Origin of the sequence: Vibrio aerogenes, from assembly GCF_024346755.1 — a bacterium.
Lineage (GTDB): Bacteria > Pseudomonadota > Gammaproteobacteria > Enterobacterales > Vibrionaceae > Vibrio > Vibrio aerogenes.
The window spans coordinates 3,430,524-3,444,129 of sequence record NZ_AP024861.1; the positions used below are offsets into that span (position 1 = coordinate 3,430,524).

Annotated in this window: 21 protein-coding genes and 2 pseudogenes; 15 read left to right on the forward strand and 8 right to left on the reverse strand. The window is 45.1% G+C overall.

Features of this window, described 5'->3' with window-relative positions; genetic code table 11:
- Positions 1-5: 5 nt before the first annotated feature.
- The 3 genes and pseudogenes from OCV29_RS15160 to OCV29_RS15165 all read right to left on the reverse strand — a co-directional run bounded on the left by OCV29_RS15160 (position 6) and on the right by OCV29_RS15165 (position 1,781).
- The gene (locus OCV29_RS15160; RefSeq protein WP_261887338.1) at positions 6-890 is read right to left on the reverse strand and encodes a HEPN domain-containing protein; all 885 of its coding nucleotides are present in this window, start codon (positions 888-890) and stop codon (positions 6-8) included.
- A 185-nt stretch (positions 891-1,075) separates the two neighbouring features.
- Positions 1,076-1,159 (reverse strand): annotated as a pseudogene (locus OCV29_RS23595) (RidA family protein); the annotation flags it as partial.
- 130 nt (positions 1,160-1,289) lie between these two features.
- Positions 1,290-1,781 (reverse strand): GFA family protein, encoded by a 492-nt coding sequence (locus OCV29_RS15165; RefSeq protein WP_073606177.1) that lies wholly within the window; start codon positions 1,779-1,781, stop codon positions 1,290-1,292.
- 187 nt (positions 1,782-1,968) lie between these two features.
- On the opposite strand from OCV29_RS15165, the gene OCV29_RS15170 reads away from it, so the two are divergent.
- Positions 1,969-2,601, forward strand: coding sequence for a LysE family translocator (locus OCV29_RS15170; RefSeq protein WP_073606178.1), 633 nt, complete (start codon positions 1,969-1,971; stop codon positions 2,599-2,601).
- 219 nt (positions 2,602-2,820) lie between these two features.
- Positions 2,821-3,081, forward strand: coding sequence for a GNAT family N-acetyltransferase (locus OCV29_RS15175; protein ID WP_073606179.1), 261 nt, complete (start codon positions 2,821-2,823; stop codon positions 3,079-3,081).
- Here OCV29_RS15175 and OCV29_RS15180 read toward each other — a convergent pair.
- From OCV29_RS15180 to OCV29_RS15200, 5 genes are all read right to left on the reverse strand, one after another.
- On the reverse strand, positions 3,078-3,404 hold the full coding sequence (locus OCV29_RS15180) for a transposase (RefSeq protein WP_139281727.1): 327 nt from the start codon (positions 3,402-3,404) through the stop codon (positions 3,078-3,080). The two genes, OCV29_RS15175 and OCV29_RS15180, sit on opposite strands and share 4 nt — an antisense overlap.
- A gap of 368 nt (positions 3,405-3,772) precedes the next feature.
- Positions 3,773-4,267, reverse strand: coding sequence for a GNAT family N-acetyltransferase (locus tag OCV29_RS15185; RefSeq protein WP_073606180.1), 495 nt, complete (start codon positions 4,265-4,267; stop codon positions 3,773-3,775).
- Between the two features lie 108 nt (positions 4,268-4,375).
- Complete coding sequence (locus tag OCV29_RS15190) at positions 4,376-4,903, reverse strand: hypothetical protein (protein WP_073606181.1); 528 nt, start codon at positions 4,901-4,903, stop codon at positions 4,376-4,378.
- A 504-nt stretch (positions 4,904-5,407) separates the two neighbouring features.
- Positions 5,408-5,863 carry a hypothetical protein gene (locus OCV29_RS15195; protein ID WP_073606182.1) on the reverse strand — a complete coding sequence of 152 codons (456 nt, stop codon included), beginning with the start codon at positions 5,861-5,863 and terminating at the stop codon, positions 5,408-5,410.
- Between the two features lie 18 nt (positions 5,864-5,881).
- Complete coding sequence (locus OCV29_RS15200) at positions 5,882-6,835, reverse strand: phage integrase (protein ID WP_073606183.1); 954 nt, start codon at positions 6,833-6,835, stop codon at positions 5,882-5,884.
- A gap of 188 nt (positions 6,836-7,023) precedes the next feature.
- On the opposite strand from OCV29_RS15200, the pseudogene OCV29_RS15205 reads away from it, so the two are divergent.
- The 13 genes and pseudogenes from OCV29_RS15205 to OCV29_RS15265 form a co-directional block, all read left to right on the forward strand.
- Positions 7,024-8,181 (forward strand): annotated as a pseudogene (locus tag OCV29_RS15205) (replication endonuclease); the annotation flags it as partial.
- Positions 8,182-8,190: 9 nt separating this feature from the next.
- Positions 8,191-8,370, forward strand: coding sequence for a hypothetical protein (locus OCV29_RS15210; protein ID WP_073580014.1), 180 nt, complete (start codon positions 8,191-8,193; stop codon positions 8,368-8,370).
- Positions 8,363-8,761: a hypothetical protein gene (locus tag OCV29_RS15215; protein ID WP_073606184.1), complete on the forward strand. Its 399-nt coding sequence runs from the start codon at positions 8,363-8,365 to the stop codon at positions 8,759-8,761. The genes OCV29_RS15210 and OCV29_RS15215 overlap by 8 nt, the downstream gene beginning before the upstream one ends.
- Positions 8,761-9,231, forward strand: a complete 471-nt coding sequence (locus OCV29_RS15220; protein WP_073606185.1) for a hypothetical protein — start codon at positions 8,761-8,763, stop codon at positions 9,229-9,231. The genes OCV29_RS15215 and OCV29_RS15220 overlap by 1 nt, the downstream gene beginning before the upstream one ends.
- A gap of 4 nt (positions 9,232-9,235) precedes the next feature.
- Complete coding sequence (locus OCV29_RS15225; protein ID WP_073606186.1) at positions 9,236-9,895, forward strand: type IV secretory system conjugative DNA transfer family protein; 660 nt, start codon at positions 9,236-9,238, stop codon at positions 9,893-9,895.
- A gap of 248 nt (positions 9,896-10,143) precedes the next feature.
- Positions 10,144-10,947 carry a major capsid protein P2 gene (locus OCV29_RS15230; protein WP_073606187.1) on the forward strand — a complete coding sequence of 268 codons (804 nt, stop codon included), beginning with the start codon at positions 10,144-10,146 and terminating at the stop codon, positions 10,945-10,947.
- A gap of 8 nt (positions 10,948-10,955) precedes the next feature.
- Positions 10,956-11,228: a hypothetical protein gene (locus tag OCV29_RS15235; protein WP_073606188.1), complete on the forward strand. Its 273-nt coding sequence runs from the start codon at positions 10,956-10,958 to the stop codon at positions 11,226-11,228.
- 9 nt (positions 11,229-11,237) lie between these two features.
- Entirely contained in the window at positions 11,238-11,390 is a 153-nt protein-coding gene (locus tag OCV29_RS15240) for a hypothetical protein (protein ID WP_175561618.1), read from the forward strand.
- Positions 11,387-11,578, forward strand: coding sequence for a hypothetical protein (locus tag OCV29_RS15245; protein ID WP_073606189.1), 192 nt, complete (start codon positions 11,387-11,389; stop codon positions 11,576-11,578). Before OCV29_RS15240 ends, OCV29_RS15245 begins: the two co-directional genes overlap by 4 nt.
- A gap of 2 nt (positions 11,579-11,580) precedes the next feature.
- On the forward strand, positions 11,581-12,288 hold the full coding sequence (locus tag OCV29_RS15250) for a hypothetical protein (RefSeq protein ID WP_073606190.1): 708 nt from the start codon (positions 11,581-11,583) through the stop codon (positions 12,286-12,288).
- Position 12,289: 1 nt separating this feature from the next.
- Positions 12,290-12,898, forward strand: a complete 609-nt coding sequence (locus OCV29_RS15255) for a YdcH family protein (protein WP_073606191.1) — start codon at positions 12,290-12,292, stop codon at positions 12,896-12,898.
- Positions 12,895-13,422: a hypothetical protein gene (locus OCV29_RS15260; protein WP_073606192.1), complete on the forward strand. Its 528-nt coding sequence runs from the start codon at positions 12,895-12,897 to the stop codon at positions 13,420-13,422. Before OCV29_RS15255 ends, OCV29_RS15260 begins: the two co-directional genes overlap by 4 nt.
- The gene (locus OCV29_RS15265; protein WP_175561619.1) at positions 13,415-13,588 is read left to right on the forward strand and encodes a hypothetical protein; all 174 of its coding nucleotides are present in this window, start codon (positions 13,415-13,417) and stop codon (positions 13,586-13,588) included. The genes OCV29_RS15260 and OCV29_RS15265 overlap by 8 nt, the downstream gene beginning before the upstream one ends.
- Positions 13,589-13,606 lie beyond the last annotated feature (18 nt).

Consider the following 13,606-nt stretch of genomic DNA (forward strand, 5'->3'; position numbering starts at 1 on the left):
AAAAGTCATGACGAAATAGCCAGTCCCCCCAAACAAACCCGCTCAACCAAGGCTTTCAGCTTTTCCACTTCCCCGGCCAGATAAGTCAGCTCTTCTTTGGTGATCTCGTAATGCATGGAATAGCGGGCATCAATATACGCCCGTTGCAGACGGCGGAAACTGCGGCGACGGAATTTATCATCCATCGGGAAAATATTGGCAAATGCCAGATCCTGATCCACACAATACTTTTGCAGCTTTTCGATATTATGGGTTTTTGGCAGGTAGTTGGTGAAAACAAGTAAAGTACAAGCGTAAAAGCGTTCCGCTGATTGATGGAGTAAAAAAGCTGCTATGGATAGCTCGTCTTCAGAAATTGAAAACTGGTAGTTACGAAAGAAACCTTGTGCCGATTTAAACCATTGATCAAAATGCCCTTGTGCAATTTCCCGGCGCTCTTCCTCAGTTAAATCACCCGGTTCGGCCAGTGGTTTTTTATTGGCATCAAACAGTAAAATGCCCTGCTCGCGGATATCTTTGAAAAAATAGTGACCTTTTTGCAGCTGCTCATTCACTTCGTTTAGCGTGTGCACAATCAGCCCCAGCGGCGCACTTCTGATTTTCCGCTCGATCTGCTCTTCTGCCTTGCGCCAGACGATATCTTCATCCACCAGCGCATCTTTATTTACAATCACCAGAATATCGTAGTCACTGACATAACCGTTCGGAATATCACTCACCCAACCACCTTTGGCATGGCTGCCGAACAGAATGATTTTATGAATCTGAAACCCGGTTTTACTCCCTTGCTTTCCGACGAGATATTCATCCAGCGTATTGCGGAGAATCGCTGAAATCTGCGCAAGCTCCTGCTGCTTTTTTTCCGGAAGATGGTCAAGAGATGTTTTCATAGATTCGGGGGAAAAGTCGCTGATGAACAATGGGTTTAGTTTGGCCGGAGTGAAATCAAATGTCTATGATTTTTGCGCAACGATAAAATAAAGCGCCAGCTGCAAGTCCCGTCTGTATTCCCACGCTCCCGCGTGGGAGTAGATAGGATGTTTTGGATTCAGACGACTGAGCCCATCAGTCATCACGAAGTCACCACCGTCCAAACTAAGTCTTTATAAGCAGAGGACTTATTCCAGCCCTGATAAATGCCTCTCTTTCTTTCAATCATTTATTCCTCCCTGAACGTCTTACCACTCGTAGCCATTCACGTAACCGTTTGAGATATATTTATTCGATCACCCGATAGTAACAAGTGTGGCACGCTTATGAGTTTGGTTGCTCCAAGCAGCTTCTGGTGTTCATGCCCCAGCCCCTTTTCGCAACAGAAAAAACGTCAGCTGGAGTGACTTGTTATGTTTTTTTGCACTATTTCGACCTTCTTCATATTGAGGTAAATCATCTGTTACTTGATACCAATTTGCTCCATAATTTGTGAATATATGAGCATCAGGTTTTTGCTGAATTTCAGAATCTATTGTTCCCAGTGAGAACTCAACATATTCACCGCTATCATTGGACGGAACGAAGACAAGACTCGATCCACAATTACTACAGAATAACCTTTTTGTTCCATTAGCAGCCAAATATTCTTTAATTAATTCTTCGCCGCTCAACCAATTAAAATTTGATTTTTTCGCTTCCCCGAATGTAGCAAATGCCGCGCCATGAAATTTTCTACACATATTACAGTGGCAATGAGCCATTTTTTCTTCAATATGCGACACAGAATATTTTACCGATCCGCACAAGCAGGAACCAAAGTACTTAGAACTATCTTCCTTTCTACTCATTCATTACCACCTTTAGTCATTAGAGAACATAACGCCTGGCGCAGCAGCACCTAACCATTGCACCAGCGAGTATTTGACGCTGATTTATGGTGCCTGTCCGCATTGCGTGAATAATATAGATAGTGTAAGTATTGTTAAACATTCAAGCGGTTAGTCAAGAGACACTCTAAGGAAACATAGGTTGGACATGATAGATTTAAATATATTACCACTCTTCTTTGTATCGATTTTTTTTCTAGTGCTTTCCCCTGGCCCAGATTTGTTGCTGATTTCAACTTATTCTTCAGTTCGTGGGTTTAAATCGGGAGCTTCGATAGCCTTCGGGATTTTTATAGCTGGGCTAGTTCAGACTTTTTTGGTGGCGTTTGGTCTTGGTCAACTATTGCAGGCTGTACCAACTTTGGCCCTGGGAGTTAAGATTGTTGGCGCTCTATATCTTGCTTGGTTAGGTTTGAAAATGCTTAAGTCATGGCTTGGTGACGATTTTGCAGAGAAGAATGATACAAAAACTAAATCTCTTACTATGACCCAGCTAATTTATCAGGGTTTATTTAATAATTTGATGAATCCCAAAGCCCTGCTATTTTTCAGCATGTTTTTACCTCAATTCACTAGCTCACAGATCGATGTTACTTCGCAAATTTTGATTTTGGGATTATTACTAAGCACTACAGCTCTGATAATTAACATATTGTTTTCACTTGTATTTAGCAAACTTGGCTCTTTTATCAATGGTAAATTAAGTCTGGGGCGTCATATTGATGGAATATTAGGCTTAGTATTCTTGGGATTAGCCACTCGTTTGGCAACTAGCAAGTAGACGAGTGTAAGCAATGCATATTCCGGGGCAATCCGGACACTTGTTCTATAACAGGGACATATATGGTCACTCCGTCTGAGTCAATACTTTTTACTTAGAAGAGATTTATGGTGCCTGCCCGCTGTGTGTTTCACGCTGGCCAGCAGCTCGTTTGAGAAAAGCCATCTGTCAAACCGGGAGAGAAGGAAGTCTCCCTACCGGACAATGCCATGCATATTAATGAGCAAAATCGCCGTATGTAAAAGCATACAGGGTCAGGGACTGGGAAAGTGGCTTCTGGGCCGGGCAATCCGTCAGGCTTTTCTTGCTTCACGAGATGTTGGCGTCTATGCGCTATTCCTTCAGGCACGAGGGGGACGGGAACAGTTCTACCTTGATGCCGGTATGATTCGCTCCCGGCTTCAGCCAAATATGTTCATTTACCCACTGAAGCAGTATGAAAAGGGGTTAAAACAGTATCTGGGAATCAAATTGTCTTAATCAGGTATCATACAATGTAGGGCGTTTTCTTTTTCTAACTGCTCAATGCGTTTTTGCTCCGGAGTTTTTGATGGTGCAGGGCCGGGTGCTGATTTTTCAAGTCCTTTGATGCCGTTCTCCGCGAACTCTCTGCGCCACAGGGAAAGCTGATTGGAGTAAAGTTTTTCACGGCGGAGTAAGGCACCAAGCTCGCCATGTTGACAGGCATCCGCCTGCTGTATAATGGATAGCTTATATTCGGTCGTAAAGACGCGTCGGGTTTTCTTTTCCAGCGCCGGAGATGGCTTGACCTGCGGATCAACAGTTGTGTTCTTTGGCATCATGAACTCCTTTTTCACCCTGATTTATATGTTATCTCAAAAACAGGTGGTTCAATAGCAGGTTGACACACAGGGCCCCAACACGCGGATTTGGAAAACCCATAACACCATTGATAAATCAATGGGTTACAAAAAGGGGAAATTGCATATCGGGCGTATGTGGGCGCAAGGGGTCACAGGGAAACAAAAATAAGCCCGTCAATTAGTGGTCGTGATCTTGAATAAATGGCACAAATGAATGGTTATTGAATTTTCGGCATAAAAAACCACACGGAGATGCGGTTTTTTGGGGTGAACTGGCATGATGAACAATTGGGCTAAAAGACGTTTCCAATGGCTTTTAGGTTTTGTTATGGACTTTTATATGTTTCCTATAAGTTCATTTTCATTTCCACAAAAGTTTCCCCTAGAAACTTCCCGTGATATTTGCCATTGTTAACCAATGTATTTTCAACAATAAAACCATTTTTCTCTAATACCCTTCTTGATACAATGTTTTTTTTCAACACTCCTGTCTCTAGTTGGGTTAGCTTTAATTCCATTTTTGCGTAATTCACTAATTCTTTGACCGCCTTGGTTGCTGCCCCTTTACCCCAAAACTCAACTGCAATCCAGTAATATATCTTGGCCGTATTGATAGCTCTATTTACATCATATAGTGCAGATACACCTATAAATTGCCCATCCATTATTATGGAAAATGCGTAACGGGATCCATCTGACCGTCCTCTGATTTCCTGTTCCACATAAGAATTAGCATCTTCTATAGTGTACGGGAATAAAATGGGGTAAGTGTTAGAAATACTTTGATTATTTAAATACTTGTAAATATAGTAAGCATCGGATTGCTTTAAAAAATTAAGCATATGGATTACACCGCTAGAAAGCCCCCCATTATTAACAAACAATTGTTAATGATTGGGGGACACCTCATTCTCAGTTATTTTTCAATTAGCGCTCATGTTTACTTTTTGTTATTGGCGTACGATTTCGCAAGCTTTCCACTCTCCTCCCTCAGGAATTTTCAAGAATTCGAAATATGCTTTGGTCGCCTGACCTGACACACTCTTATCAAAGGCTCTGAAATCGTCAGAATATATTTGTCCGTAATTGGAATCATAGTAGGCGAATTGACTTCTGGTGCGGCTTATGTAAATACCAACACTGTGTGCTCCCTCCTTACCATATACTCCTGCGGAGAAATAGCCATTTCCTAGATTATTTAATAATTTTGACATGGTACTATAACTTTTATCATTTTCAACTAAATGCAGGCCAGCATCTCTCCATATTACGGCTTCTCCAACTTTTTCATACTTTTTTTGTTTTTCAACTGAACTTCTTGTCAGAATGTTAACCAGTATATTAGATTGGTTTAAACCATAGCCGTTATCGACGGCATCCATCGCTTTTTTGATCCATTCCACTGTAAGAGCCATACATTGACCATCACCATAATTATTCTTATCTGCCTGGAATGATTCCCATTGATTTTGTTGCATAATTATCCCCTTTGTTTTAATTTAATGTTATAGGCCTTCTTCATTGCCTATAACAACCCAATAAACGGACAATGACCCATTAACACCCAGTCCGACTGTTATTGAACCACTGGTTAACGTGATAAACTTAAATCACTTAAATAAATATTAAAGTCTTCTTTCTATTACGACCTTTTATCCATACACAGGAACCTTTAACTAAATCATTTTTCTTACACACATACTCACATAAAATCACAAATAAATAATTTAAAAAGAAAAATATTATACCGGACGTATTGGTCCCTTAAAGGAAGAAAGACAGGTAGAACTATAATGAAAATCCATACACAATTAACATCAAAGCTATTGAATAGTTATATGGGTTAATATTGAAGTTTTTGAGATAAATATAAAAAACCTCCACTACAATTCATGGAGGTGATTTATATCTCAGACTATTTTACATGGTTATTTTCACATAACGGTTTATATATGCGTTTAGCCCATCGATAACAATACTGACTAAATTCTACATTTAACTAAAATATCCCCGGTATCTTTATTAACTAAATCCGCCTCAAAAACAAACTCTTCAGCAATTTTTTTCTTTGATGAGTCACTTAAATCAGGCCAGATATCACTAATCATTTTATCTGATGGAAGAATTCTTTTTGATGCGGCTAAAAATACAGCGCAATCATCTTTCTTGATGTATTTTTCTTTCGCCTCAAAAGAAAATTTAAACCCAAGTCTACCGCCAGTAGTCACGCTCTCAATTTTTTTCACGCGATATTTCGTATGTTTGATCTTTTCACCTTGCAGCTGTTCAGTCATATAAGGTGCTGCAATATCAAGATAAATCCGACCAACATCATACTTGGTTGCCGGTGTGGTTTTTAACCGGCTCCAAACATCCGCGCTTGCAGAAAAAGAAGCGACTGATGTGGCGGCTAAAGCTAAAAGAATAAAACGTTTCATGAGTACCTCTGACGATTATTATTGATGTTGATTTAATGGATTTAATTTAACTGCATCTGAAAGATGACTTGGTGCAAGATGTGAATACCGCATTGTTGTGGTGATCTCGCTATGCCCCAAAATATCTTTCAATACAACTATATTACCACCCTGCATCACAAAATGACTGGCGAACGTATGGCGCAGAACGTGGGACATCTGCCCTCTGGGTAACTGAATTTGTGCTCTGGCAACGGCTTTACGAAAAGCGCTCAAACTGGATAGAAACAATTTCTCGTCACCGGTTTTGCCAAGACTAATCAGTTCAGCAAACAACGAATCATTGATTGGTACAGCTCTGTTTTTGCCTGACTTAGTATTCAGGAAAGTGATCTTCCCCCCGGCCACCTGCGATGCTTTCAGTGATTCCGCCTCACTCCACCGCGCCCCGGTCGCAAGACAGACCTTTACCACATAAATCAAAGATTCATTGCTGGAAAGCTGGCAAGCATGAAGAAGCTTGTCTATTTCATCATGGGTCAGAAAACGTAGCTCACCGTCACGCTCTTTAAACTGCCGAATGTGCTGCACCGGGTTATCATATTCAATCACTCCAAGGCGTTTAAGTTCGTTAAACATCGCCCGTAGATAAGCATGTTCACGGTTGGTCGTGGTAGTGGTGACTTCCTGCGTCCGCTGTTCCCGGTATTTGGCGAAATGCTCGTTAGTCAGGTCTGAAGCTATCGGATTCCCTAACCGCTCAGACATCCGGTAAAGCAATTTTCTCAGCCGGATATGGTCACGTAAGGTTTTACCATGCATCCGATACCAGATTGTAATCATCTCATCTAACCGGCGTGTATCCCGGTTCGGGTGCAGTTCCTGATCTCTTAACGATAAGGTAATTTCATGGTTCTTTGCGTCCCGCTCACGGACAAAAAAACGGTTTGGATCATCGGTGGTATAAAACCCCCACTCACTGTATTCAATCATAATAATAGACTAAAAAATCAGATAGATACGCGAACACTTGTTGCATCGAATATTTCATACTCATACCCAAGTTCAGACAATTTGTCTAAACTTGGCGCTAACAACTCATGAAACACCTCTTCATGAAGTTCATATAATTTAAATTCTTCCAGCTCAATATAAATAACTTCTTTCCCTTCGGCTACACCGTCTCGATTGAATCAGAGCGCGGTGATTGTGTCGATATGTCGGAAGTCCACGCTTCATCACAGGCCAACCCGGAAAACCGCCGCCATGAACTGATGACCCGGATCGCCGGTTGTCAGGAATACGCCGATGCAAATAACCATGCAGCGGTGTTTATCACCATGACCACACCCAGCCGCTTTCACCGCCTGAAAAAGCGCGGTCATTACTGGATTGAAAACCCGGCTTTTGATGGCAGTTGTCCACGTGATGCCCATGCATGGCTGAGCCTGAACTGGTCACGCTTTCGCAGTTGGGCAGACCGCCACGGACTGGATTATTACGGTTTAAGAGTGGTTGAGCCGCATCAGGACGGTACACCACACTGGCACGGTGTATTTTTCATGCCACTGGATCAGACAGGCCCGTTTATCAAAGCGCTTCAGCACTACCAGTGCCAACAAGACAGCGCAGAACTTTATGACGCATCAGGCAAACCCAAACACAAGGCGATGAAAGCCCGGTTTGATGCCAAGTTGCTGGATGGCACCGAAGGCGGCGCAGTGGCTTATCTTGCCAAGTATATTTCTAAAAATGTCGATGGCTTCGGGCTGGATGACCTCACCGATTCAGATAACCGCAAAGCCAAACTTCAGGACACCGTGAAAAACGTCACAGCGTGGTCACGTCAGTTCTGTTTCAGACAATTTCAGTTTCAGAAAACACCCAGCGCCACAGTCTGGCGCGAGCTTCGCCGGATTCAGGATAAACAGGAATATTGTTTATTCGAAAAAGCACGCCGGGCGGCGGATATGGGCTTTTTCTCTGCTTATTTTGATTACATGGGCGGTCACCGCCTGCCGCAATCATTGCGCCCGATTAAGCCACGGACAAAGGCCAGAGAGAATAAATATGGTGAAACTATTCATCATATCATTGGCCTTGAGGGAAGTGGTTTAGTCGTCCTCACCCACGAAACCGAATGGAAGTTAGTTAAAAAGCCTGCTGTGAAACAGGAGGCTTCTCAAGACGGCGGGAGCCGTCGCCCTTGGTCTAGTGGCAATAACTATACGCCAGCCGAAAAACCAACCAGACAGCAACAAATCATCAGTAATTTTCTTCTTCAATGCGAGCTGGACCGGTGCGGTCCACCCGAATATGAGGAATTTTTCTCAACCTAAAGGGGATACATGAGCAATCTTCAAACCGAAACAAACCGTTTACTCAATGAAATGGATACGGAATCCAAAGCGTATAAGCCACCAATGGGATTTGGTTTCATTAAACCTTGGCTGATGAAAACAATCTGGTTATTCAAAGCCTTTAATCAGCGATTAAACACACTGGAGGGGAAGATCAATCATGACTGATACCACGGATATTTTAGGCTATGTGCTTTGCCGGACCTGCCATCAACCCAAAGCCATTAAACAGGGGAAAGGTAAAAGAGCCGCGTTCGTGCATGGCCGGTGTGAATGTGGCCCGGATACCCGCACCGGTAAAGCGGCACAGGCTGAAATGAAAGCTTATCAATCCCTTGAAGCAGTTCAGGCACAGATTGAAGCGATGAAGCAGCCAGAGCCGGAACAAACGGAATCTTTGCCTATCCAGACGGAAAAACAAACCCAATCCCCAACGGAACCGGAAACCAAACAGGAACCACAATCTCAACCGGTCACGACGGTGAAATGTGTGGGTATCGGTGCCTTTCTGGGGCTGGTCTGTGGCGGAATCATCAAAACAATCAAGGCGGTGGCATAATGGAAACAGAATATTCAGAAAACGAAGTACAACCCGAGGAAATCTTAGAAACCCATTCCGAAGCGGAAGAAAACGCATTGCTTCAGGAGCTTTCCGGGGAAGATTTCAATCCGGATACGGTTATCAATTCATCTGATCCGAAAAAAGCGGCAGCGCTCGCTGCCGGGGAAGCGACGACTAAAGCCGTTCTGGGAGTAACAGAGCAAATCATTAAACAATTTGCCCATAAAGATTTTACTTTCGATACCGCGCAGATTGAGAACGTCGCCACCGCCGCCGCGCCCCTGTTCGTCAAATATAACGGGGAGCTTCCGCCGTGGCTCGCAGCTTACCGGGAAGAGCTGACCTTTGTCGTTGCTGCCGGTGCACTTGGCTTTTCCTCATTCACACAAATCAAAGCCCTCAAAGCGATTGATCAAGCCAAAGATGTCACCCCACAGGAGCCAGAGCCACAACCACAGGAAGCCTGAATTCATGCAGCCAATTAACCCGGATAATTCGCTGAAAAACGGCCATGTCTTTGCGGTTGGGATGAGCGGAAGCGGCAAGACTTCAGCGGCAAAAAAACTATTTATACAGGCGACTGATCAGGTCGCCATTTTTGACCCGATGGGCGATTACACCGGCAAACTTGCCGGGCGTTTCGTCCGGGGTTATGAGCATATCAAAGATTTTGCAACCGCGCTGATGGCCGGAAGAAAGACCCGGCAGGGATTCAAGATTGCCTATCAGCCGAAACACGAGACCAAACCGAAAGACTTTGATCAGTTCTGTCAGGTGGTCTGGGCCGTGGGAAACGGCAAACACAAAAAGCCCCTGAAAATCATCTGTGAAGAAGTGGCGGAGCACAGCGAGAACGCAGGAAAAGCCACCGGGTATCACGGAAAGATTTTGCGCCTGGGCAGGAAGTTTAATCTTCACTCAATCAATTTATTTCAGAGAGGTCAGGAAGTATCAAAAACCATCATTGATAACTGTCAGCATGCATGTGTGATGATGCAAAAGACCCGCGCCAGTGCAATTTATCTGGAAAAAATGACCGGGATATCAGCGGCGGATATCGATCAGTTAAACCCGCTCGAGTATCTCCTGCAGGACGGCAAACAATATCAAAAGGGGGTGATCCGCTGGTAAAATGAGACTCAAATCACATTTATTCTAAACCCGATTCTAAATCGGGTTAGGAACCGATTGTAAATATGATGTTTAAGTGAAGGCCGCCTGATGTTGGGCGGCTTTTTAATTTGAGGAACACATGAAACTAACCGGAAAGAATATTGCTGTGGTAGGCCTGATTGCTGCCGTTGTTGCTGCGGGTGTGGTTTGGGCATCGAACAATGTTGATGCTGTTGAAGATGCAATCGGTTAAGGGAGTTTAATTGATGAATTCAGTCATGAAATTGAACTCGTTTACCGGCGTTGGCTGGGGTGAAAAAGCATCGCTGACAATCCCGACGGGACCCGTCTATGAAGAGATTTTTCTCGAAACAAATCTGAAGCCGGAGCAAATCCACCGGGTGACAATCACGCTGAACGGGGATGAAATCATCGTGCTTGACGGGCAACTGATGAAAGCCCTTGAAGCATACAAAGGCATGCCTTCATCGGATTTCTATCATATCCCGCTGGCCGATATTTCAGCCAAGACCAAGAACGGCATGAAATACACCGCGCTGGTCACAGAGCCCGGCGACAATATCATTTTGGATATTGATATCGCCCCGAAAGGCGATGCAGACCCGGCCACCGTTTATCTGAAAGGTCACGCCACCGTTTCACCGGCTCAGGGCGTGCGGGTACTTGTACCGCAAATCAAACGCCAGACCATGCAGGCCACTGCCACCGAAAACGAATTTCTTGATTTGGTTTCCGGGCCGCTGCTGCTGGTACGCCGGATGCACTTCTTATCTGAAGAAGTGCACAGCCTCGAAATCTACCGCGATTATGTGAAAGTTTATGACACCACGCGATCAGTCGATACGATGCGCGCCAAGCGGAATAAGCGATTCTGGCAGTCAGGCATGTATCACTTTGATCCGATTATGCGCGGCTATTTTATTGATGAGCTGTTTAAAACGGCCCATCTGAACGAGTTGAAATTCACTGTGAAAACCAATAAGCCGGTTGGCGCAATTCCGATTGTTGTAGAGTCCATCAAAATCGTTCGTCCGGACTTGATTAAGTAGGGGGATCCATGTCGTTTTTAGATGATCTGGGTAACTTTGGTTCGGGTTTACTTGATAGCGTTGGGGAGGGATTCGACAACCTTGTCGATGCGGCGACCAAACCCACGCAGAGCGTGAACTCAAAGACCGCCCCGCAAACCATGCAGCAGGCGGATGACAACGGGAACGCAGTCACCGCCAGTCAGGTGCAGCCCAACACGGACAAAACATTGCTCTATGTCGGTGGCGGGGTTGGCGTTTGTCTGATTCTGGGAATCATCGTTCTGGCAGTGAAAAAGTAAGGGGGAGACATGCCATTGATTTATCTGGCCCCGCTTGCTGCCGGGGCGCTCGGATTCGGGGCGGGGTTCTGGTCCGGCTCCGGGGCAACCAAGCTGATTAAGCTCGGCGCGGTCGGTGGCGGTTGTTATCTGGCTTACCGTGCACTGAAGGGGGCGAAATGATACCGAACCTGAATAACAGTGGCACCCTTGACGGCGGTGATACCTCGTCCGGGTTGTCCAACTACAGCGGCGGTTTGACGGTTGGTGATATGTATGTGAACAGCAAACGCAATCCGTCTGTCCTCTGGATATCAGCCGTTGCCGGTGTGCTGGGTGTGCTGTTTCTGATCACAAAGGGAGGTCATTAACTGTGGGTTTATTCAGTCATGATCACTCGGCAAGTACCGTCAATAATACCAATACATCCGGTCAAACCTCAGTCGGGGGTGACAACCTTGGTGTATTACTCAGTGGCGTCAATGACAGTACCATCAACGCCACGATGACCGATCACAACGCCATCAAAGCCGCTTCTGAAATAGCGGCTCAGGCGATTAAAGGCAATGTATCGGCCGTTTCTGATGCACTGAGTTCAAATAACAAAACCACCAAAGAAGCGTTTGATTTTGGCAATCACTCGCTCGAATTTGGCAAAGACGCCCTGAAAACCAGCCAGAAAGCCATGAAAGAATCACTGGGGTTTGGGCGCGATGCACTGGCGGCGAGTCAGGCCACGACGAAAGCGGCTCTTCAGTCGAATGAAAGCACCCTGAAACGTGCCCTCTCTACCGCTCAGGAGTCCTTTTCTGATGCGCTGGATTTCGGGACGGCTTCAGCAAAGCGGCAAACAGAAACCGCGAAAGAAGCCATGCAGTCACTGCGCAAAAACAATGAAGACACGATCAGTGCGGTGCGCTCTATGGCAAGCCAATCCAACCAGACCGCAAAAGCAGCGCTGACACTGGCGGACGGCGCATCACAACGCAGTCAAACGGGCAGTTCATCGGACATGATGAAAGTCACCATAGCCATTGCGGTTGTGCTTGGGGTCGCCATGGTCGCAATGATGAGGAAGTAACATGATTATTCAGGCCAGTACAAAAAAACAGATTTCCGTCGGTGGTCGTGGCCGTTACCTGATTGTCAGGGCTTCTTCTGCCCCGGTTTATGTCTCTACGGATACATTGCGCCCTCAGCGTCTTCAGACCGGAGACCGGATCAATGTGGAACAGTTTAATGAATTGTTTGTTGAGCATCATCAGTCAGGTGATGTGACATTCGATTATCAGATTTCTGATTTAGAGCATAAACCCGCCGCCACGGACGACATAGTGATTAGAAAAATCATTGAGCCGATTCAGTTTGAAGCCCATGTCAAAGTCGATGATGGTCTTCAGGTGAAAACCATCTTACCGGCTCAGATGAGCACATTTGATGATATCACCATCCAGCCGGGTGAACGCGTCCGGCTCACCCGTGGCGGATTTCATCAGGTCACGATTCAGGTGATCAGTGATGAGATGACAAAAGTCAGAGTTGGTGACGTGAATGCAGGTGCAAGCCGGGGCTTACTGGTGATGGGGAGCAAATCCGCCATAGGCAGTCTGAGTATTGATTATACGGGTGAGCTGCATGCTTATAACGCCAGTGAGACCACCGCAATATTAACCATCATGGGGGTTCAATGAAGATTAACAATCCGGTTGACCTGTCTTCAGATTTTGCGGCGTTGGCTGCAAAGCTGACGACAGCTCAGGCCGAAATTCAGAGTAGCCACAGCACACTATCAGAGAGTGTGACTGAAAAACTTGAAACAATGAAAACAGATGTGAGTGACTCACTAAATTCGGCCAGTAAGCAAACATCGACAACACTCACACAGACCAGAGCGGCGATTGAATCAGCGATTAAGTCAACAACAACAGCGGTCAACGCTACAGAGACGGCGATGATTGAAGCATGCTCTGATGCAAAAACAAAGGTTCTGACGGCTATCGGCAACCACAGCGTGATTCGACGTATCTATCAAATAACAATCAAGTCACACGGGACCATCAACATTCCAGCGGTGAACCCGGCAAAAACATTTGTGAACGTGAATGTAGAAGATTCGGCTGGGTATGCAGTGCTGACGTCATCAACAACACTGAGTTTGAACCGAATCGGCTCAGCAGATAAATACATGAGAATACAGGTCATTGAATATGTTTAGCGTACAACTGAATGAAAACAATATTGTTGTCGGAGTGATGTCATTTCCGCCTCAAGTGCCTAATCAAATCGCTGTACAGGAATTTGACGATAGTTTACTGGGCAAGCAATACATCAACGGCCAGTTTACGGAAGTATCCGCCCATGATGAAAGCAATCCTGATTAGTGCAGCAATCACCGGAGT